Below are 20,346 nucleotides of genomic sequence, written 5' to 3' on the forward strand. Positions count from 1 at the left end.
TCAAATATCGTCTTGAGCGCTTTAGTATGTTTTGCCTGTTATGATCGGCTTAAAAATTACGGCGTCGACCAATCGCTTGGTGCATAACCCAAACGTACTCGCTGTGGGTGATTCCCTACTGGTACACTGCGGACTTTTTCTCCTGTAGCGAAGTCAATCACCGTGACCACATCGGTTTCACTTTCTGAAATCACACAGCTTTTTCCATCTGGACTACGGGTTGCCCAATATGGTTTACCTGCAGGAATCAGTTTGCCAGCTTTTAAACTCTGACGGTCTACAATGGTCGCGTAATCATCCATCGTACCTGCCACACAGAGTTTTTCGCCATCGGCACTAATGGATAAACCATGATGACGTGAATCATTTACCCATTTGCTGCGGTCTTTTGGAATTGTACTGCTGCCCGGTAATTGTCCAATACGGGTGACTTTATCGGTTTTTAAGTCATATTCCACCAAACCATTAAAAAATGAAACCTGTGCATAAAGTTTGCTTTCATCTTTACTTAACACCATAGGACGTACTGAATTGGATAAATCTTTACGTCCAAAGGCATCTAAAGCAGGTCGGAAATCAATTTTTTTCAGAACTTTATAATTGTTGGCATCGGCAATGGTAATAAAGCGCTTACCTTTGGTGAAGTCTTGCCACTGTGCATCCATTGAGGTTTCTACGTTACCAATCGCAGAGTTTAAGATTTTCGTTCCACCTGCAAAGTAAATATTTTCGTGCGGTTTATCCCCTGTTGCAAAACGCCCCAATTCTTTACCTGTATGAATATCTAAGACATGCACCACATTACCTGAAGATGCCGACACAGCAACACGCTGCCCATCTGGTGAAACCGCCATGTGGTCTGCACGGAAACCTTCGACTGGCGTACGCCAATTAATTTTGCCCGTTTTAATGTTGATGGATACCACATCGGCAAAACTTGGACGTGAAGCTACAATGGATTGTCCATCTGGGGTGGAATACATATCATCCACCAACTGGTCATTGCCCTCACCTGCAGTTTGTTGAATGTAGGTATAGGCAATTAGCTTGATTGGATTTAAATGAATTTCCAGCAGCCGCTGTTTGCGGTCCGGAATCATATTCACCACCCCAATCTTGCCAAAATCACCGGAAGGACGAATCACTGTGACCGTTCCATCCCAGTTATTGCCCACAAAGAAAACCTGTTTGGAATTGGCCGGTGCAGGCATTTCTGTAGAGGCTGCCTGAGCAACGCTAGCGCTGAGTGCCGTGACAGCACAAACGGCCGGCAGCAGATATTTACGCAGGGTATTTTTATAGTCCATGTTATTGTTTTCCTAACCATGTGTTCATTTTTAATTTGTTCTTGTCATACTCACGTATCAACACTGCATCAGCATAAAGACAACAGGCCCTAGAAATCTATCCGCTTGCTGTAAAATCCGACGGAAGCCCATTTGATCTTGCAGATCGAGCATCAATAAGCTCCGGTTTTTGCAATACATCTTATTAGTGAAAATCTGTAACGGTCCTGCTCCCTTTGCAAGTTGTGCAGAAAGGATTAAACTGCGGGCACCACTTGTTTTTATGCTCCGCTCTGTGACCCACGACCTGATCCAGCTCCGTAAACAGCTGCGCAAACAACGCCGCCAGTTAAACCGCTTTCAGCAGCGTCAGGCTGAACAGCAGGTATTGCAGCGGTTACGTGCATGGCCAGCGTATCGGCAGGCTCAGAAAATTGGCGTGTATTTGCACGCCTTTGGTGAAATTCATACCACTAAAATCATTGAACTCTGTTTTGCCCAAGGTAAACAGGTGTATTTACCAATGATCTGTAATATGAATGACCGGCTGGTCTGGGTGCGTATTCAGCAGGGTCAATATCGCCATAAACGCTTTGCTCACCATCGTTTGGGTATGCAGGAACCGATGGCCAGTCGTGGCCGGCATGTCTCCGAACTTGATCTGCTCTTGATGCCTTTACTGGCCTGTGACCGACGCGGAACCCGGATTGGAATGGGCGGCGGCTATTATGATAAAACGCTGGCCAGCGCCCCGACCACACCGCTGCGGGTCGGCCTGTGTCATGATTTCCAGATTGTGGATATTCCTTTGGCGCGTGAGGCCTGGGATCAGCCGCTAGATGCCCTGATCAGTCCACATTTCCAGTATTCTTTTCAGCGCAAGTTTGCGATTTATAATCATTAACAATAAATTAAAATCATCAACTTAGCTAAATTTCCAACAATTTATAGACTTCGGCCCTTGTAATTTTTAAATTACCCATCACTATAAAAAACATGGCAACACCGTTGTCACTCATTAGGAGTGCCCATGTCTGAAATTATTATGAATGAACAAACCTTAGAGCCTCAGGTTCCAAGTGTATTACCGCTTTTAGCGCTACGTGACGTGGTGGTTTATCCGCACATGCAAATTGCGCTATTTGTAGGTCGTGAAAAATCGATCAATGCAGTTGATGTGGCTCGTAACAGTGACAATCTAGTATTTGTAGTTGCGCAAAAAGATTCGCTTACAGAAGAAATTGATCACGACAATTTATATCAATACGGTACTGTCGCGAAGATTGTGCAAGTTGTGAATCACGAAAATGATGAGAACTGCATCAAAGTCCTGATTGAAGGTCTACATCGCTCGAAGCTGGTCGAAATTATCGAAGAAGAGGACCATCTAAAAGCAGAACATCAGTTAAGCCCAATGACGGTTGCGGTAGACAGTGAGGTTCAGGCCACACGTGTGCTCGAATTGCGTGCCCTGTTTGCACAATATGCCGAAGCAAAATTACGTAATGCGCGTGAACTGATTGCTGCGGTCAACAAAATTGATGACCTGCTGCAATTGCTGTTTTTTGTGGCGACCCGCGTTCCACTGAATATCGAAGTGAAACAGAAATTCCTGGAACACGACGAGTTTGAAGCACATTTACAGGAACTCATGACCTATTTGCTGCAACAGTCTGAAGAACAGCAGATTGAGCAAACCCTGCATGATTCTGTCAAACGCCAGATGGAAAAAAACCAGCGCGAATACTTCCTGAATGAAAAAATGAAAGTCATTCAGCGCGAACTTTCCGATATGAATGGCGGTGCGGAAGATGACGTTGCGGAAATTGAAAAACGTTTGGCCGAAGCTGATTTACCAGAACACGTGCGTAAAAAAGCCGAATCTGAACTGCGCAAGTTAAAAGCCATGCAACCGGCGTCGAGTGAAGCGGCGGTGGTCCGTAACTATCTTGAAGTAATTCTGGATACGCCGTGGAACAAGGCCAGCAAAGTCAGCATCAACCTGAATAAAGCGCAGGAAATTCTGGATGCCGATCACTATGGTCTGGACGAAGTCAAAGAGCGCATTGTGGAATATCTGGCAGTTCAATCACGCGTGAAAAAACTGCGTGGCCCGATTCTGTGTCTGGTGGGTCCTCCGGGTGTTGGTAAAACCTCTTTAGGTGAATCAATTGCCAAAGCCACTGGCCGTGAATTTGTGCGCATGGCGCTAGGCGGGGTCCGTGATGAAGCGGAAATCCGTGGTCACCGTCGTACCTATATTGGTGCAATGCCGGGTAAAATTGTGCAGTCTTTAACCAAAGTTGGCGTCAAGAACCCGCTGTTCCTGCTCGACGAAATTGACAAGATGGCGCAAGACTACCGTGGCGATCCTGCCTCGGCGATGCTGGAAGTACTCGATCCATCACAAAACAACAAGTTCAATGATCACTATTTAGATCTGGACCTGGACCTGTCTGAAGTGATGTTTATCTGTACCGCCAACAGCATGAATATTCCTGAAGCACTTCTGGATCGTATGGAAGTGATTCGTCTTCCGGGTTATACCGAAGAAGAAAAAGTGAATATCGCCGATCGTTACCTGGTGCCAAAAGCCATCAAGAATAACGGTTTACGTGGCAAAGAACTGACCGTACATGAAGAAGCGATTCGTGACATTGTACGTCGTTATACCCGTGAAGCCGGTGTGCGTAGCCTGGAACGTGAAGTCTCTAAAATTGCACGTAAAGTGGTCAAAGAAGCGGTCAGCAAAAAAGCCAAAAACCTGCAGGTTGAGGTCAACGCGGGCAACTTGCCAGACTACTTGGGTCCACACAAATTCGACTTCGGCATGGCGGAAGAAGAAGCAGAAGTGGGTCGCGTGAATGGCTTGGCCTGGACCTCTGTGGGCGGTGAATTACTGACCATTGAAGTGGCGACCATGAAAGGCAAAGGTACTTTCATTACCACCGGTTCACTCGGTGATGTCATGCAGGAGTCGATTAAAGCAGCCATGACAGTAGTGCGTACCCGTGCCGACTCTTTAGGCATTGAGTCTTCAGTCTTTGCTGAAACCGATGTACACGTGCATTTACCTGAAGGTGCAACACCAAAAGATGGTCCATCGGCAGGTCTGGCGCTGACTACCGCGCTGGTGTCGGCCTTTACCGGTATTCCAATCCGTCCGGATATTGCCATGACCGGTGAAACCAGCTTGCGTGGTCGTGCTATGCGCATTGGTGGCTTGAAAGAGAAACTGTTAGCCGCACACCGTGGTGGTATTAAACTGGTGTTTATTCCACAGGAAAACGTCCGTGACCTGGCGGAAATTCCGGATAACGTCAAAGACGGTCTGGAAATTAAAGCAGTGAAATCCATTGATGAGATTTTACCGCTGGCATTAACCTCAATGCCAAAACCACTGGTGAAAGCGCCGATTGTAAAACCGGTAGAAGAAGGTAAGGCTGCACGTCACTAAGTGGTGCCTTCATATCTTCTCCACAAAAGAGAGCTTCGGCTCTCTTTTGTTGTTTTCGGGTGATGAAATGTTCCACTTGAAAAATTTCCGTTCATCTCCATCTATAATAATACAGAGCATATTGCTGTAAGTTTCTTTCTTTATTCCTGCTCATCGTATGGCCATTCAAACTCCAGATGAATGGCCTGTTTGACCGCAGTCCTACTCTATTTCAGGGCTGCGTTTTTTATGGCCGCTTATGGCGTTGCCCCGAGCAGTTGATGAATCAGCCCATCAATCACCTGGCCCATTTTGGTGACATTTAAAGTATCCAGCGTATCCTTTTCGGTATGATAATTCGGATTACGATAATGTGAAGTATCGGTAATCAGCAGTGCTGGAATATCATGCTGCCAATAACTGCGATGATCCGAAAACCCGGCTGCACTGACAAACGCCGGCATCACCAGCCGTTCACACTGCAATTTATCTAACAGGCGCATCTGCTGACAGTATTGCTCACCCAGCGCATTGGACTGAAAATTACTGATCGCGGCAATATAATTGCCATGACTTGGATAAATCCATTTTAACCCCATCGGATACTGCTGGATTAAACGCGAATCATAGTAGCCAATCATTTCCAGCACATAGACTGCCTGAATATGCTCTTTTTCGGCCAGAATAGATTTGGCATGTACCTGACTGCCCATAAACTCGGTCTGATAATACGGTGCTTCTTGCAGGGTATAAAAAACAAACTCGACATTATGCGGCAGCTTGGTTTTTTCCTGGCTTAAAATACGCGCTATTTCAATTAATCCGGCCACACCGGAAGCATTGTCATCAGCGCCCTTCTGGTTGCCATGCACATCATAATGCGCACCTAAAATCACCCGATCTGAACGGCCCACCTTTAAATGACAGACCACATTGCGATAACTTTTTCCATTCACCGGATAAGTCTGGTACTGGCATGGAATACCGAATAAACGCATCTGCTCTTTAATCCAGGCCGAAACCCGGTTCAATTCTTCAATATTTTTATGATTACGGTACACGCCCGGCGGCCCGATAATCTGCTGCAAATAGACTTTCAAGTTTTGTGGATCGGCCGGTTCATATAATGAAATGGCGGCGGATAGCGGCTGCATCCAGCCCAGCAGCAAAGTACAACCCAATATCCCTAAACCGTTTTTAATCTGTTGAAATAACCACATTTATTATTGTTCCATACAAAAGCAGGTTTTATTGTCCTGTGGCTCATTAAAGCAACAGCAGCATACAGATTACAATTTCAAATTGTGTCTTTTCTCCTGCACAAACGGCTTTCAAGGTTATAATTACTTTTCATTTTCTTGCCTGTTTTATTATGAAAATCCGTATTCTGACCATTGGTCAAAAAATGCCGGCTTGGGTACTGACTGGTTTTGAAGATTATTTCAAACGTATACAGCCTTTTGTACAGACCCAGATTATTGAATTGCCGATGGCCAAACGTGGCAAAAATGATTCAGAAGCCGATATTTTAAAATACCGGCAGATTGAAGGTGATAGCATCTTAAATGCTCTGAAAGCCAATGAAACCCTGATTGCACTGGAAGTGGGTGGGCGTGAATTCAGCACCGAAAAACTGGCTGAAACCATGAAAGGCTGGATGCTGGAAGGCAATGATATTGCCCTGGCCATTGGCGGCCCGGATGGTCATTCGGAAGCAGTGCGTAAAGCTGCAGCATGGCACTGGTCTTTATCTAAACTGACCCTGCCACATCCACTGGTGCGAGTGATGCTGATTGAACAGCTGTACCGGGCCATGAGCATTAACCATAATCATCCTTATCATCGGGCGGGTTAAGAAAACCCTACCCATTGTTTCGTATTTAGAACATTCTGTTGAACCCGACCCGGTTTAATAAAGCATGTCGCTTTGACATGATAGGACCAGAATCGTGACATAGGCTTTCATTATGAATTTACAGACCCTTCCCGGCTTATTTATATCGCATGGTTCGCCTATGCTCGCGCTCAATCCCGAACAGGTCGGGCCGGCACTTGCCCGTTTAAGCACCAATCTGCCGAAACCGCAGGCGATTGTGGTGATGTCTGCGCATTGGGAAAGTCGCAGTCTTGAAGTCAACACCGGTATTCGTCCAGAAACCTGGCATGATTTCCGCGGCTTCCCGGAAGAGCTGTACCAGATTCGCTATCCGGCGCCAGGACAACCTGAGCTGGCCGAAGAGGTATTACAGCTGCTGGCCAATGCCGGTTTTAATGCGCATGCCAACAGCACCCGCCCGCGCGATCATGGGGTATGGATGCCTTTGCTGCATATGTATCCTGAAGCCGATATTCCGGTAATTGAAGTGTCGTTGCCGATGCATCTGCAAGCTGCAGATCTGTACAAGATTGGCCAGACCTTGGCGGTGTTACGTGAACGCCAAATTCTGCTGATTGGTTCAGGTAGTATTACCCACAATTTAAGAGAGCTATCTTGGGACAACCAGCACAGCGCGGTGCCGGAATGGGCTTCGACCTTCCGTAATTATGTGGTCAGCAAACTGGCACATCAGGACTATGATGCGGTACTGGACTGGCCGACCATTCCGTATGTCAATCGCAACCATCCCACTATCGAACATCTGGCACCCCTGTTTTTTAGCATGGGCACCGGTCATCGTTTTAGTATTGTGCATAGCAGTTTTACCATGGGTGCACTGGGTATGGATATTTACCGTTTTGACTAAAATCTAGCGCGACCAAACATAACTTTTTATTATTTATTAACAAAAAATTATTTATGGATACATTTTGCAACCGGAAAGGGGCAAATGTATCCATTTTTTTAAATAGCAAATCGGTTATATTCTGATAAATTTCCGATAAGTGCTTTATTTATAAAATGAAACTCAAATATTTAGCTATTTTACTTTTCCCTTTAAGCTTGGCCGCTTGCCAGAGTAGTGATCTGCAACGTGCGGGAGATATTGCAGTGTCTGTATTACAACAACAAAATGCCGATAAGATTGTCAGCGCTTACCAATGGTCTTTAGATACCGGCACAGCCAAACCCTTGACCCTGAATTTTAATGACAATAGCCGTTTAAGTATTGGCACCAGCTGTAACCAGATGGGCGGTAACTGGCAGATTAACAACAACCAGTTGCAGGTCGGTATGTTAATCAGTACCGAAATGGCCTGTGAAGCCAGCGCCATGCAGCAGGAACGTTTTGCTGCTGCCCTGTTCCAAAAACCTGTCAGCGTGCAGCTGGACATGAAAGATACACAGCAACCGAGCTTGATCTTGACCGCTGCAGATGGCCAGCAACATACTTTTCAGGGAAAAATGACGCCGGAAACCAAATACCAGTCGGCCGGTGAAACCATCTTCCTGGAAATTTCCCCGGAAACCAAAGCCTGTACCGGCGTTGCTCCACAAACCTGCTTGCAGGTACGCGAAGTCAAATACAATGAACAGGGTCTGAAAACCCAAGTTGATCAGGACTGGACTTTATTCTATGACCAAATTGAAGGCTTTCAGCACAATCCGAATGAACGCCAGATTATTCGGGTCAAGCATTATGAACTGAAAAACCCGGCGGCTGATCAATCCAAATATGCCTATGTACACGATATGACGGTTGAAACTGGCCGGATCAATTAACAGCAGATCTTTAAAAAATAACCCATAAAAAAACCGAGGTCAGTGCCTCGGTTTTTTCAGCTTATACGCAGTTAAAACTTAGTATACGCCTTGAGCCAGCATTGCATCAGCAACTTTTACGAAGCCTGCAATGTTCGCGCCGTCTACGTAGTTAACAGTACCATCTTCCTGAGTACCGTATTTCACGCAGTTGCGGTGAATTTCTTTCATGATTGCGTGTAAACGCTCATCTACTTCTTCAAACGTCCAGCCCAAACGTAATGCGTTTTGAGACATTTCCAGACCAGAAGTCGCTACACCACCAGCATTTGATGCTTTACCTGGTGCATACAGAATTTTCGCCTCAACGAATTTCTCAACTGCGTCTAAAGTAGACGGCATGTTGGCACCTTCAGCCACACAGATTGCACCGTTAGCCAGTAATACCTCAGCATCTTCACCGTTTAACTCGTTTTGAGTTGCACATGGCAGCGCGATGTCACACTTGATACCCCAAGGACGTTTGCCTTCCAAGTATTCAAAACCGTGTTTAGACGCAAATTCAGAGATACGGCCACGTTTGATGTTTTTCAGATCCATCACTTCTTTCAGCAATTCGTCTGTGAAACCATCTTTTACATACACAGTACCGTTAGAGTCAGACAGTGAAACCACTTTCGCGCCCAGGAACATGGCTTTTTCAGCAGCGTATTGCGCGACGTTACCTGAACCAGAGATTGCTACGACTTTGTCTTTGAAGCTGTCGCCACGAGTTTTCAGCATTTCCTCAGCGAAATAAACTGTACCGTAACCTGTTGCTTCTGGACGTGCCAAAGAACCACCAAATGTTAAGCCTTTGCCCGTGAACACACATGAAGTGTCATTGCTCAGCTTTTTCATCATACCGGCCATATAGCCAACTTCACGGCCACCTACACCAATATCACCCGCCGGGATATCTGTGTCTGAACCTAAATGACGATAAAGCTCGATCATTAACGCCTGGCAGAAACGCATGATTTCGCCTTCAGATTTACCTTTAGGGTCAAAGTCTGAACCGCCTTTACCGCCGCCCATTGGCAAAGTAGTTAAGGCATTTTTGAAAGTCTGTTCAAAACCTAAGAATTTCAGGATAGACAAGTTCACTGACGGGTGAAAACGCATACCACCTTTGTATGGACCAATTGCCGAGTTGTATTGAACACGGAACGCACGGTTCACATGAGTTTGACCCTGATCATCTACCCAGGAAACGCGGAACTGGATCGCACGTTCTGGCTCGACTAAACGCTCTAACAGACCATGTGCAGCGTATTGAGGATTCTTTTCAATGAATGGCCACAGGCTGGTCATCACCTCTTCTACTGCTTGTAGAAATTCTGGTTGATAGGCATCACGTGTTTTAACGTAATCTAGGAAATCGTTAAGGCTGTTATATTTCAACGCTTAATCCTCAGCAGAATGTTGGATCAAAATTGGGCAAAATTTCAATCAATGATTTATTTTGGCGCAAAATATTAAATATCTTTTGTTAACAATCTACAATAGTTTTTTTCAAAAAACTTTATTTAATCCATATTTTCAATAAATTAGATTGATCAAAATTGAAAAATTATTCCATTTTTTGTAAGCAAATATGTATTTAAAATTGACCATTTTGCCCAAAAATAAAGCAGATTATGGTCCAACTTTGTACACAAGCTTAATGCTTGAAAACATGCTAGAATCTGCGGCTCAGGTTTATTGTTCGCTTTCTCTGCGCCCTTCGCAGCCGTGGTTTTTACATGAATTCGCAAATTGCTCTCATCCAGAATATTGATGCCCTGCTTCCTCAAACCCAATGCGGTTTATGTGGACATCGGGATGGATGTTTACCCTATGCAAAGTCGATTGCCGAAGGTGAAGCCGCCAATAAATGTGTACCGGGCGGTCAACCGGTTGCCGATGCGCTGGCCAAACTGCTGGGCAGAGAACGCTTAACCGCCGAAGCCAGTGTCTGGCCCATTCAGTCCGATGGCCGTCCGCAGCGTATGAAAGCGGTGATTCGTGAAGATGAATGTATTGGCTGTACCAAATGTATTAATGCCTGCCCGGTCGATGCCATTTTAGGTTCCGGCAAACTGATGCACAGCATTCTGACCGACCTGTGTACCGGCTGTGAACTGTGTATTCCACCCTGCCCGGTGGACTGTATTGATCTGGTCGAAGATGTCAAACCCGTACCCACAGACGCGGAGCGGATGAGCGAGCAGAATGATTTACGCCAGCGTTATTATGCGCACATTCAGCGTGAAGAACTGCGCCGCCTGCACCGCAAAGGGCCGGTAGTGCGTGCTGAAATTGATACCGCGCTGTTTGCCCAGTTCTCGCAGCAGACCGATGTCGTACCGGAAATCCAGATGGTTGAAAAAGCCGATCATCCGGCTGTCACCCACGATGCCAAAACCACCATTGAGCTGGCCAAGCTCAGAACCCAGATCAAAAAATTAGAAAAACAGCTGAGTGTGCGTGAAGATGCCAACAAGCGCGCGCAACTGGTGCAGCTTCAGCAACAATTACAGCACTTACAGGGAGAGGCCTAATTCATGAGCAGCGCAGTCAAACCGGTAAAAAACTTGACCCGAAAGCAAGTCTATACCTTTTTTGAGCGCTTGCGTGAACAGCGGCCGCATCCAACCACCGAACTGAATTTCTCCTCACCGTTTGAATTGCTGGTGGCAGTGACCTTATCGGCGCAGGCCACCGATGTTAGCGTGAACAAAGCCACAGACAAATTATTTCCAGTAGCGAATACTCCGGAAGCGATTTATGCACTGGGGGTTGAGGGGCTAAAGGACTATATCAAGACCATTGGCCTGTATAACTCCAAAGCGGAAAATGTGATTAAGGCCTGTAAAATCCTGATTGAAAAGCACAACAGCCAGGTACCGGAAAATCGGGCCGATCTGGAAGCTTTGCCAGGTGTGGGGCGTAAAACAGCCAATGTGGTGCTGAACACAGCGTTTGGTCAACCGACCATGGCAGTCGACACGCATATTTTCCGTGTCGGCAACCGGACCGGTTTAGCCGTGGGTAAAAATGTGCTGGAAGTGGAGCACCGTCTGGTGAAAGTGATTCCCAAAGAATTTATCGTTGATGCACATCACTGGCTAATTCTGCATGGCCGCTATTGCTGTATTGCCCGCAAGCCTAAATGCTATGAATGTGTAGTGGCCGATGTCTGTAACTGGCCAGACCGGTTTGAGTTTGGAGCTGCGCGCCAGATTGCAGTCAAAAATATTGAAGCTGAATCCTGAATTCAGCTTTTTTTATACTTGAAGATGACCTGCGCTGCATATTCGAGGTAGATCATTCAATAATGCTGACCTAAGCCGGGCGACTAAAAGCCGCTTAGTCTTGTGCGTCTTTATCTTGCGCTTTTTTCTGCTGCTCTAATTGCGCCTGCAATTTAGGATGCAATTGACGCTGCTGTGGCTGGTTGGCATTTGCAGCACGTTCTTCCTGACGCACTTTTAGCAGCATTTTATAGCTGATATAAAACAGACCCACCAACATGGCCAGGAACAGCACCATTAAAATTAACATACCAATTTTCACCGAGGCAGTTTCCTTATACGCACGCAAATAAAAAAGGAGCCCTACTATGACCGAGGACTCCCTTAAAGTCAAAACAATCAGCGGGTGATTATTTTGCCTGATCTAAAATTGCGAACAGATCCGCTTGTACATCTTCAATTGGACGTAGACCGTTAAGTTTGTCATACGTCGGTGCATTTTCACCTGTCGCTGCGCGGCCTTGGTAGAAACCAACCAGTTGCTCAGTTTCAGTGTGGTAAGACGCTAAACGCTTACGAATGGTTTCTTCCTGGTCATCTGGACGTTGTACCAGATCTTCACCCGTTTCATCATCTTTACCTTCCACTTTTGGCGGATTGTAAACGATGTGATAAACACGACCAGAAGCCGGGTGCTGACGGCGACCAGACAGACGCTGTACGATTTCTTCGTCCGGTACATCAATTTCAATCACGTGATCAATGTTGATGCCTTCTTTTTCCAGCGCTTCCGCTTGTGGAATGGTACGCGGGAAACCATCAAAAATGCAGCCATTGGCACAATCAGGTTGAGCAATACGCTCTTTCACTAAACCGATGATCAATTCATCTGAAACCAGACCACCGCTTTCCATTACGTTTTTAGCCTGTAGACCTAATTCAGTACCTTCACGAATCGCAGCACGGAGCATATCACCGGTTGAAATTTGTGGGATATTGTAGCGCTTACAGATCAACTGAGCTTGTGTACCTTTACCTGCTCCAGGTGGTCCGAGTAAGATAATGCGCATAAAAAAACATCCTCATTTTTAACAATGTACATGACACTTTGTTCATGACGAACTCAGGTTCGACATGCTGTCCAGCATCCAATTATAAGAAAGCGACAAACAAATGTATTAAACCAGCAATAAAACCGGTTACCCCTCCCAATACAATCAAGATCCATTCATCTTCCTGAAAGGCAGGACGCAATAAATTTTGAAACTCTCTTGGTGTAAGTTCAAGAATACGTTCTCTAAACATTTGATAGATTTTCTGTGCACGGCTCGCATTAAAGGCTGGGTCGCATACAGGCACCATCGTAATTTCAATTGAGCGATCGATCAAGTCTGTCTTGAGTTTTGCGTATTCTTTTGGCCCTAAAGACAATTGTAAAGAGGTTCTGACCAGTGGGGTTTCCATAATTTCATTAATATGGCGTTTGACAATCCGACGGGTCTTGTCTTTTTTACTGCCATACATCATTTCGGTCATAATGGATTTTAAAGTAATTAAATCTTCGGTGACCACACTGGCAAATACATCAGACACCTCTTCCTGGCGCTTCATAAAGGCACCCTGAACATTATAGGTGCCAATGCGCGGAATAACAGGTTTAATCCACGGAAATTTGCGACTCTGTGTTCGCGTAAAAAATTGTGGATACTTCACATAATGTGGTTCAATCGGGTTGAATACCATCCAGATCGCAATCCAGTTGGTTAAAAAGCCCCAGATGGCGGCCCAGAATGGTACCGTCCAGTGCCATGGCACAATAAACCAGACAATCATCTGGAATATACCAAAGAACATCCCGATTAACGCACTGATATGCCAGATAAAGTTAATTTCTTTCTGGCCCACTTTCAGGAACATGCGCACCATTAAACGGCGGTCACCTTCCATCTGGCGTACCACCATTTCGCGCATATCGACCAGTGACTCGACATTCAAAGTCAGTTCAGTGACCAGTTCACGCAGCACCGCAGGCAGCTGTTTATGTGCCTGGGCATAAATGCGGCGCTTAATTGAATAGGGCAGGTTTTCCCACAGCACAGCATTGCGGTCGATCATCACCTCATCAATTAAATGCTCCAGCTCAAAACCGACCTGCTCGCCAATAATCCGTGCCATATCTTCCGGGTCCATGGCATCCAGAAATTCGCGCAATGAGCCCAGTTTAGACAAGGTATTGTCGGTAATAATGCCTGAAATACGCCCGGCTTTTCTCGGCACAATCCCCTGCCAGCCCACCGGCAATGGCCCCAAATGAAAGCCCCAGAAATTAATGGGATAGAACACCATTTTCAGTGCCATCCACACGTGGGCCCAGGTCACAAAAGCGGTGACAGGGATAATGCTGAGCACAGCCCAAAAATCCGGGCGATTCAAAAAGGTTTGCCACAACTGATTGATGTACTCAAGCATGCATATTTTCCATATTTATTTCTAATTACCGGATTCTAAAAGCATTTAACTCTCTATTCTGGCTATAAACCCACACTTAAAGTATAGGAAAATTGTAGTTTTGGCTCGGTTTCTGCAATCACCCGACCGGCCCGATCTTCCAGTTTTTCACCTGCACCAATCCCCACACTAAAGGTACTGATCCGTTCACGGTTCAGCAAGACATAAGCAAGATCTACACCAGCGCCCAGACGTGCTTTCTCTTTCTGGTCGACCACTTTGGATTCAAGATGACCCGCATAAGCTCCGATATAATAACCATTTTTATCTTTACCGGTGAAATGATATGGCAAGCGAAAGCCAATTTGTCCACCCGGTTCATGATCCCCATTTAAAAATGCCCCGGCTTTGGCATAGGCAATGCCGTAGGGATTGACCCATTCTGCATTTAAATGAAGTAATTTTTGTGTAATTCCTGCCCCGATATTCCAGGTTTTTGTATCTTCCCCGGTCAATTTTGCCTGTGGGAAAAAAGAAGATTCTTCGGCATAGGCCACATTGCACAGCGCAATACATGCCACTAAGGAATATACTTTTTTCATTATTTTCACCAAGTTCCTTAATTCTAATTGTAAAACAATCCTGTTTTATTTTTTTGACTGTAGCAGATTTACCCAGATTCTTATATACAGCAGCCGATCTTTTTATTGTCGCAAAAGTCAAAAACCTAAATCACATTATTTGTGTCGAATCGGTCATGCAGGCATACGCAAAGCGCTGTGTTATCGGCTAGAATAACAGCCCTATTCTCATCTCCTTGATCTGTTTAAGCCGATTGCATATGAAACAGCACTTTCCTTTAAAAAATGTTCAGCAAGAAAAGCGCATTTTTCGCAATCGGGTATTCATCTCTATCGGGCTGGTCAGTTTCTTTTTACTGCTGCTGGTGGTGCGTTATGCCTATCTGCAAATCAGTAGCTTTGATGAGTTTGCCACCGCATCTGACAAAAACCGGATTCGCCTGCAACCCTTAGCGCCTGCGCGCGGTTATATCTATGACCGTAATGGGGTGTTGCTGGCCGATAACTATCCGGTCTTTACCGCGACCTTAAGCCGGGCCGATGTCGAAGATATTGATGCCACCATCGAACGGCTGACCCCGATTCTGGAACTGACTGAAGAAGATATTGAACGCTTCCAGAGCCGGATTAAAACCGCACGTAAAACCGAACGGGTCTCCATTAAACTGAATCTGAATGAAACCGATATTGCCCGTTTCAGTGAAGTGAAATTCCAGTTTCCCGGGGTGAATATTGAAACCCAGATGACCCGTTACTATCCACATGGTGAGCTGTTTGCGCATGTGATTGGTTATGTGGGCCGGATCAATGACAAAGAGCTGAAAGAGATTGATAAAGATGCCTACGCCGGCACCAACCTGATTGGTAAAATTGGCGTAGAAAAATCATATGAGCATTTACTGCACGGCGTACCGGGCAATGAATCGGTCGAGGCCGATGCACACGGTAATGTGCTGCGCCACTTGGGCCGTAAAGACCCAGTTCGCGGTAATGATCTCTACTTGTCCTTAGATTATGGCTTACAAGTGGTGGCCTCTGAACAGCTGGCCGGCCGTCGTGGTGCGATTGTCGCGCTTGATCCACGTACCGGGGAAATTCTGGCGCTGGTGTCAAGCCCCAGCTTTAACCCGAACCTCTTTGTCACCGGCATCAGCCATACCAACTATGCCGCCCTGCGCGACAATATTGACCAGCCGCTATATAACCGTGCCGTACAAGGAGTCTATCCGCCCGGCTCGACCATTAAGCCAATGTTTGGTTTAGGCGGGATTCATTATGGTCTGGTCGACTGGAGTACCGCGATTCAGGATTATGGCTATTTCACTTTACCGGGCGATAGCCACCGTTTCCGTGACCATAAAAAATCGGGGCATGGCATTGTCAATATGCACACTGCTCAGGTGGTGTCCTGTGATACCTATTTCTATGTATTGTCCTACCGGATGGGCATTGAAAAGATGAATGACTGGATGCGCCAGTTTGGTTTTAGTGAGCGCACCGGCGTCGATTTACCAAGTGAAAGCACTGGTTTATACCCGAGTCCGGAATGGAAGATGCGTACCCGCAATGCCAAATGGATGCGCGGCGAAACCATTTCGGTCAGTATTGGTCAGGGTGCTTTTACCGCGACACCATTACAACTGGCCATGGCCACGGCCATTACCGCCAACCAGGGCTTTAAAGTCACGCCACACGTGCTGCGTGAAAGCCGCGGTGCGCGTCCATTTAAGGTGCATAATGGTACCAATGGCCGCATTGAATTTAACGGGACCGACGAAGACTGGATTAAAATGCGCGATGCCATGGTGGATGTCATTCAATCAGGCACCGGTAAAGGCATTAAAGGCGGCCTGCAATATTCAATTGCCGGAAAAACCGGGACCGCGCAGGTCAAAAGTATTGCGCAGGGCAAACGCTATAATGAAGCGCTGCTCACCGACCGTCAGCTTGACCACGGTTTATTTGTCGGCTTCGCTCCGGCAGAAAAACCTGAAATTGCCATTGCGGTGATTCTGGAAAATGGCCGTGGTGGGAGTGCTGCCACGGCCCTGGCCCGTCCAATTCTGGATTACTGGCTACTCAACAAAGACAAGAATCCGATTCGTCCATCTGCGGCCCAAATTAGTGGTGGCCTGATGACCGCCGGTTTAAAGCCAAGTGAACTGCCAAGTGCCGAAGGTGCTCGTAGCACCACCACTCCGGCTCAGGATACTGCTGCATCTGCGCCAGCAACACCGGCCGCTGCCCCATCTGCCACAATAGAGAGTGACTAAACCATGAAAAACCAGCTACGAATTATTGGTGGAGACTGGAAACGTCGCCAGTTGGCCTTTGCCAGTATTGACGGTTTACGCCCGACGCCGGACCGGGTGCGTGAAACCCTGTTTAACTGGCTGATGTGGGATGTGCAAAATGCCAAAGTGCTGGACCTGTGTGCCGGCTCGGGGGCGCTTTCCTTTGAAGCGCTATCACGTGGTGCTGCACAGGTCACCATGATTGAACCGGACCGCACTCAAGCCCAGTTCCTGACCCAGAACCTAGAACTGTTAAAAGTCACCAAAGCCCGGGCCCAGTTAAAAATCAGTACTGCACAGCAGGCGCTGGCCAGCCTGAAAGACAGCTATGATCTGGTGTTTCTTGATCCGCCTTATAACCTGGATTTATGGGAACAGCTGGCACAATTGGCTGATCCATTAATTCAGGATAAAGGCTTGATTTATGTCGAGGCCGACCGTGATCTAAACCAGCTAAAACTGCCGGCCTCCTGGCAGCAAATCAAGGAAACCAAAGCCGGTACAGTCCGCGCTGGACTGTATCAGAAATCACTATAATGCTTGAATGAACGGTTATAAAAAAAGGATTCCAGATGGAATCCTTTTTGATTTATACGCCAGGTCGTAATGGACGCTGCACCCCAGAAGTCGGCGGCAAAGCCGTGACGGGTTTGGCCTTAGCTGGATTACTCGCCTGTGGTTTTTTCGCTGGCGGCTTGTTGGCCACCGGACGATTTGGCTTTACTGGTTTGCTTTGTGCAGGTTTACTCTGTGTCGGTTTATGTGCAGGACGGTTGGCCTGACCCGGTTTTTGCCCATGCGGACGTTGAGCATGTGGACGATTCACTGGCTTAACCGATGGACGCTGCTGAAGATACACCGGACGGCGTTCATGTTCCCAACGCGACACGGTATATGGATAGTTTGAATAGCCTCGATCATAACCGGTATAGACGCTATGTCGTGGACCATTCTCATACGGCGTGACCACACCCGGTAAGTGCCACCGCCACCAGCGACACAAAAGCCAGCTTTTTCATGCAATTTACCCCCTGTTCAGATGGCTGCATTTTCAGCAATTAGCATGAATTTACTGGCAATTTTTTGTTGCGTTCCTGTATGTACAAGTTCACATTTCATGCATATCTTGGCTATTTTTCTGGTGGATAAAAGAAAAGACTGGCCAAGTTTCTGTCCAGTTAAAGTTTTATCTGCCCTGCCCAATCTAATATTTAAATATAGATATAGAAATAACTTAAGATAGATGGGCTTTTGACTCGATATTCAAGCAGTGCAAATGTTAAATGCTCACAAGAAAAAAGACAGCCATAGCCATCTTTTTAGAATCAGGGAAAAATAGAGATATTGCTTAGGCTATTTAGTTTTTAAACAGGCCCTGTTTTTCAATAAACTCAATAATCTGCTCCAAACCATCTTTGGTTTTCATATTGGAAAATAAAAATGGTTTATCACCACGCATGCGCTTGGCATCCTGATCCATTACTTCCAGACTGGCGCCGACCATCGGGGCTAAATCGGTTTTGTTAATAATCAGCAAATCAGATTTGGTAATGCCCGGCCCACCTTTACGTGGAATTTTTTCACCACCGGCCACATCAATCACATATAAAGTCAGATCGGATAATTCCGGACTAAAGGTTGCCGCCAAGTTATCGCCACCACTTTCAATAATGATCAATTCCAAGCCATCGAACTTTTCACACAAGTCGTCAATCGCTGCCAGGTTAATCGAAGCATCTTCACGGATGGCAGTGTGTGGACAGCCACCTGTTTCGACACCGACAATCCGGTCTGGGCTCATGGCTTCGTTGCGGGTAAGAAAGTTGGAGTCTTCCTTGGTATAAATGTCATTGGTGACCACCGCCATGTTATAGCGCTGGCGCAAGGCCTGACATAAATTGAGAGTAAGTGCTGTTTTACCTGAACCGACTGGACCACCGATGCCGACACGTAATGGAGAACGTTCTGTCATGTTGATTTTCCTTTTATTTTCCCTCTCCCAACTCTCTCCCATAGGGAGAGGGGGAATCTTGTGTTCCCTCTCCTCTTAGGAGATGAGCAGCAATACTGCGCTAAGGTGAGGTGATTTCCCTCTCCCAGAGAGAGGAAATATTGATTAAATTTTTACGCCCTCTCAATCCCCCTTTAAAAAGGAAGACGTTAAGAACGGAATAAGCGTGAATACTGGGTTTCATGCGCCATACTCAGCATGGCGTAATTGGGTAAGGCGCTACTGAGCTGCTCATCTTCCAGCATTAATGCTTTTTCGATGGCTGCTGGAACCTGCTCATGTAAATGCCATAAAATCCGTTGTCCACTCATCTGCCCGAGCGGAACGGTTTTCACAGCTGCCAGCACCTGATTTTCCAGCACAGTAAAGGTATAAGCGGTTAATACATCTGCTTCGTTTAAACCCAACTGGCCGCAGAGCTGGGCATAAACCGGCACAAAACCCAGCTGTTTTTTCACCATCACTGGCATTTTCAGCACATCTTTAATCCATGCATTGAGGGAAAATGCCAGCTGTTGTGACTCCGCTAAAAGTTCACGACTTTCCCGACTGGCACGATAAATCTGCGCCCAATAATCAAACTGTGCGTCATCATCATAAAATTGCATCAGCCGTTTTAAGACCGGTAGTTCAAAACGTACCAGTAGCATCTCCAAGACTTCTTCAAAGTAAGCAATGCTACTGTGTTCATCGTGAATTAAGCCTTGCTCAATGGCACTTTCCACACCTTGCGAGTAGCAATATGCTCCGACTGGCAATGCTGTCGATGACAGTGTCAGCAGTTTCAGTAGTTGTGCTGCATTAGTGATGGGCATGCGCGTGAATCGCTTTGATTGGGCTTAAGCGGTGGTCGTGTGCATGTTGTGCGTATGCGCCACTTTCCGGTTCAAACGGATGTTCAACTTCATTCACGGCGAGTCCTAAACCGACCACCATTTCTGCTAAAACGTGGTCAGGCTCAAAATAGAGTGCACTTGGTGTCAGCATCAGTGGTACATGGCGATTGCCTAAGTGGTAAGCCGCTTTGAGTAAATCAAAATCGGTTTCTGCCACCACTTGCATCAGGCGTTCAGGTTTAGCATCGACTCTTAAAATGTCGCCGTGTTCTGTGGCAATAAATGAGCCGCTACGCAAAATTCCTGTGCGTGGTAGGTCTACACCAATATCTGTTCCGTTTTTGAGTGTTGCACGAAATCGGCTCTTTTGGCGGGTGTCGAAGCTGAGTTCAACGGTTTCAAAAGTGCTTCCCTCTGAAATGTGTTCTATTCGCTGAGTGTAGATTTTCATGCTATTCCTTTTGTCACGAAGATGTTTTGCTTTGATTTATGTTTTTCAATTTCAAAGCAAAATATCTGTAAATTTACGCATCAAAAGT

The 20,346-nt window shown here is 46.3% G+C and carries 20 protein-coding genes; 9 read left to right on the forward strand and 11 right to left on the reverse strand.

The window, feature by feature from the left end; all coding sequences use genetic code 11:
• Positions 1–56 precede the first annotated feature (56 nt).
• On the reverse strand, positions 57–1,307 hold the full coding sequence (locus FTU55_RS06275; protein ID WP_180046523.1) for a YncE family protein: 1,251 nt from the start codon (positions 1,305–1,307) through the stop codon (positions 57–59).
• 274 nt (positions 1,308–1,581) lie between these two features.
• Between FTU55_RS06275 and FTU55_RS06280 the strand changes: the two genes are divergently transcribed.
• Positions 1,582–2,190: a 5-formyltetrahydrofolate cyclo-ligase gene (locus FTU55_RS06280; protein ID WP_168397566.1), complete on the forward strand. Its 609-nt coding sequence runs from the start codon at positions 1,582–1,584 to the stop codon at positions 2,188–2,190.
• A 126-nt stretch (positions 2,191–2,316) separates the two neighbouring features.
• Positions 2,317–4,743, forward strand: a complete 2,427-nt coding sequence (gene lon, locus FTU55_RS06285) for an endopeptidase La (protein ID WP_016659256.1) — start codon at positions 2,317–2,319, stop codon at positions 4,741–4,743.
• Between the two features lie 236 nt (positions 4,744–4,979).
• Here the strand turns inward: lon and FTU55_RS06290 are convergent, their stop codons facing one another.
• Positions 4,980–5,942, reverse strand: a complete 963-nt coding sequence (locus FTU55_RS06290) for a M28 family peptidase (protein WP_005179272.1) — start codon at positions 5,940–5,942, stop codon at positions 4,980–4,982.
• Positions 5,943–6,094: 152 nt separating this feature from the next.
• On the opposite strand from FTU55_RS06290, the gene rlmH reads away from it, so the two are divergent.
• The 3 genes from rlmH (at position 6,095) to FTU55_RS06305 (ending at position 8,383) form a co-directional block, all read left to right on the forward strand.
• Complete coding sequence (rlmH, locus tag FTU55_RS06295; protein ID WP_005179274.1) at positions 6,095–6,577, forward strand: 23S rRNA (pseudouridine(1915)-N(3))-methyltransferase RlmH; 483 nt, start codon at positions 6,095–6,097, stop codon at positions 6,575–6,577.
• Positions 6,578–6,689: 112 nt separating this feature from the next.
• Complete coding sequence (locus FTU55_RS06300) at positions 6,690–7,466, forward strand: dioxygenase (protein ID WP_168395342.1); 777 nt, start codon at positions 6,690–6,692, stop codon at positions 7,464–7,466.
• A gap of 155 nt (positions 7,467–7,621) precedes the next feature.
• On the forward strand, positions 7,622–8,383 hold the full coding sequence (locus FTU55_RS06305) for an META and DUF4377 domain-containing protein (RefSeq protein WP_180046525.1): 762 nt from the start codon (positions 7,622–7,624) through the stop codon (positions 8,381–8,383).
• Between the two features lie 78 nt (positions 8,384–8,461).
• On the opposite strand, the gene gdhA is transcribed toward FTU55_RS06305, so the two are convergent.
• Complete coding sequence (gdhA, locus tag FTU55_RS06310) at positions 8,462–9,805, reverse strand: NADP-specific glutamate dehydrogenase (protein ID WP_016659259.1); 1,344 nt, start codon at positions 9,803–9,805, stop codon at positions 8,462–8,464.
• A 341-nt stretch (positions 9,806–10,146) separates the two neighbouring features.
• On the opposite strand from gdhA, the gene FTU55_RS06315 reads away from it, so the two are divergent.
• Together FTU55_RS06315 and nth are read left to right on the forward strand one after the other, a co-directional pair.
• Positions 10,147–10,944 carry an RnfABCDGE type electron transport complex subunit B gene (locus tag FTU55_RS06315; protein ID WP_168406697.1) on the forward strand — a complete coding sequence of 266 codons (798 nt, stop codon included), beginning with the start codon at positions 10,147–10,149 and terminating at the stop codon, positions 10,942–10,944.
• A 3-nt stretch (positions 10,945–10,947) separates the two neighbouring features.
• Positions 10,948–11,658 carry an endonuclease III gene (gene nth / locus FTU55_RS06320; protein ID WP_180046527.1) on the forward strand — a complete coding sequence of 237 codons (711 nt, stop codon included), beginning with the start codon at positions 10,948–10,950 and terminating at the stop codon, positions 11,656–11,658.
• Positions 11,659–11,752: 94 nt separating this feature from the next.
• Here nth and FTU55_RS06325 read toward each other — a convergent pair whose 3' ends face one another.
• The 4 genes from FTU55_RS06325 to FTU55_RS06340 all read right to left on the reverse strand — a co-directional run bounded on the left by FTU55_RS06325 (position 11,753) and on the right by FTU55_RS06340 (position 14,687).
• On the reverse strand, positions 11,753–11,959 hold the full coding sequence (locus tag FTU55_RS06325; RefSeq protein ID WP_005179286.1) for a hypothetical protein: 207 nt from the start codon (positions 11,957–11,959) through the stop codon (positions 11,753–11,755).
• 88 nt (positions 11,960–12,047) lie between these two features.
• Complete coding sequence (gene adk / locus FTU55_RS06330) at positions 12,048–12,707, reverse strand: adenylate kinase (protein ID WP_005179287.1); 660 nt, start codon at positions 12,705–12,707, stop codon at positions 12,048–12,050.
• An 82-nt stretch (positions 12,708–12,789) separates the two neighbouring features.
• A complete protein-coding gene (locus FTU55_RS06335; RefSeq protein WP_005179289.1) occupies positions 12,790–14,106 on the reverse strand; it encodes a hypothetical protein in 1,317 nt (438 codons plus the stop codon).
• Positions 14,107–14,168: 62 nt separating this feature from the next.
• Positions 14,169–14,687: a hypothetical protein gene (locus FTU55_RS06340; protein WP_171432164.1), complete on the reverse strand. Its 519-nt coding sequence runs from the start codon at positions 14,685–14,687 to the stop codon at positions 14,169–14,171.
• A 239-nt stretch (positions 14,688–14,926) separates the two neighbouring features.
• Between FTU55_RS06340 and mrdA the strand changes: the two genes are divergently transcribed.
• Both mrdA and rsmD read left to right on the forward strand, forming a co-directional pair.
• Positions 14,927–16,939: a penicillin-binding protein 2 gene (gene mrdA / locus FTU55_RS06345; protein ID WP_104470010.1), complete on the forward strand. Its 2,013-nt coding sequence runs from the start codon at positions 14,927–14,929 to the stop codon at positions 16,937–16,939.
• A gap of 3 nt (positions 16,940–16,942) precedes the next feature.
• On the forward strand, positions 16,943–17,497 hold the full coding sequence (gene rsmD, locus FTU55_RS06350) for a 16S rRNA (guanine(966)-N(2))-methyltransferase RsmD (RefSeq protein WP_160241127.1): 555 nt from the start codon (positions 16,943–16,945) through the stop codon (positions 17,495–17,497).
• A 52-nt stretch (positions 17,498–17,549) separates the two neighbouring features.
• Here rsmD and FTU55_RS06355 read toward each other — a convergent pair whose 3' ends face one another.
• From FTU55_RS06355 to ureE, 4 genes are all read right to left on the reverse strand, one after another.
• Positions 17,550–17,963: a hypothetical protein gene (locus tag FTU55_RS06355; protein WP_257222820.1), complete on the reverse strand. Its 414-nt coding sequence runs from the start codon at positions 17,961–17,963 to the stop codon at positions 17,550–17,552.
• Positions 17,964–18,317: 354 nt separating this feature from the next.
• Positions 18,318–18,932, reverse strand: coding sequence for an urease accessory protein UreG (ureG, locus tag FTU55_RS06360; protein WP_005179298.1), 615 nt, complete (start codon positions 18,930–18,932; stop codon positions 18,318–18,320).
• A 188-nt stretch (positions 18,933–19,120) separates the two neighbouring features.
• A complete protein-coding gene (locus tag FTU55_RS06365; RefSeq protein ID WP_180046529.1) occupies positions 19,121–19,786 on the reverse strand; it encodes an urease accessory protein UreF in 666 nt (221 codons plus the stop codon).
• The gene (ureE, locus tag FTU55_RS06370; protein WP_180046531.1) at positions 19,773–20,258 is read right to left on the reverse strand and encodes an urease accessory protein UreE; all 486 of its coding nucleotides are present in this window, start codon (positions 20,256–20,258) and stop codon (positions 19,773–19,775) included. The genes FTU55_RS06365 and ureE overlap by 14 nt, the downstream gene beginning before the upstream one ends.
• Between the last annotated feature and the right edge of the window lie 88 nt (positions 20,259–20,346).

This window comes from Acinetobacter sp. YH12117 (assembly GCF_013418865.1).
GTDB lineage: Bacteria > Pseudomonadota > Gammaproteobacteria > Pseudomonadales > Moraxellaceae > Acinetobacter > Acinetobacter indicus.

What these genes read in the sequence shown, in the direction of transcription:
- FTU55_RS06275 (WP_180046523.1), bottom strand. Translation starts at nt 1,307, where the DNA reads ATGGACTATAAAAATACCCTGCGTAAATATCTGCTGCCGGCCGTTTGT.
- FTU55_RS06365 (WP_180046529.1), bottom strand. Translation starts at nt 19,786, where the DNA reads ATGCCCATCACTAATGCAGCACAACTACTGAAACTGCTGACACTGTCA.
- FTU55_RS06300 (WP_168395342.1), top strand. Translation starts at nt 6,690, where the DNA reads ATGAATTTACAGACCCTTCCCGGCTTATTTATATCGCATGGTTCGCCT.
- ureE (WP_180046531.1), bottom strand. Translation starts at nt 20,258, where the DNA reads ATGAAAATCTACACTCAGCGAATAGAACACATTTCAGAGGGAAGCACT.
- adk (WP_005179287.1), bottom strand. Translation starts at nt 12,707, where the DNA reads ATGCGCATTATCTTACTCGGACCACCTGGAGCAGGTAAAGGTACACAA.
- FTU55_RS06315 (WP_168406697.1), top strand. Translation starts at nt 10,147, where the DNA reads ATGAATTCGCAAATTGCTCTCATCCAGAATATTGATGCCCTGCTTCCT.
- lon (WP_016659256.1), top strand. Translation starts at nt 2,317, where the DNA reads ATGTCTGAAATTATTATGAATGAACAAACCTTAGAGCCTCAGGTTCCA.
- nth (WP_180046527.1), top strand. Translation starts at nt 10,948, where the DNA reads ATGAGCAGCGCAGTCAAACCGGTAAAAAACTTGACCCGAAAGCAAGTC.
- mrdA (WP_104470010.1), top strand. Translation starts at nt 14,927, where the DNA reads ATGAAACAGCACTTTCCTTTAAAAAATGTTCAGCAAGAAAAGCGCATT.
- FTU55_RS06335 (WP_005179289.1), bottom strand. Translation starts at nt 14,106, where the DNA reads ATGCTTGAGTACATCAATCAGTTGTGGCAAACCTTTTTGAATCGCCCG.
- rlmH (WP_005179274.1), top strand. Translation starts at nt 6,095, where the DNA reads ATGAAAATCCGTATTCTGACCATTGGTCAAAAAATGCCGGCTTGGGTA.
- ureG (WP_005179298.1), bottom strand. Translation starts at nt 18,932, where the DNA reads ATGACAGAACGTTCTCCATTACGTGTCGGCATCGGTGGTCCAGTCGGT.
- rsmD (WP_160241127.1), top strand. Translation starts at nt 16,943, where the DNA reads ATGAAAAACCAGCTACGAATTATTGGTGGAGACTGGAAACGTCGCCAG.
- FTU55_RS06305 (WP_180046525.1), top strand. Translation starts at nt 7,622, where the DNA reads ATGAAACTCAAATATTTAGCTATTTTACTTTTCCCTTTAAGCTTGGCC.
- FTU55_RS06340 (WP_171432164.1), bottom strand. Translation starts at nt 14,687, where the DNA reads ATGAAAAAAGTATATTCCTTAGTGGCATGTATTGCGCTGTGCAATGTG.
- FTU55_RS06290 (WP_005179272.1), bottom strand. Translation starts at nt 5,942, where the DNA reads ATGTGGTTATTTCAACAGATTAAAAACGGTTTAGGGATATTGGGTTGT.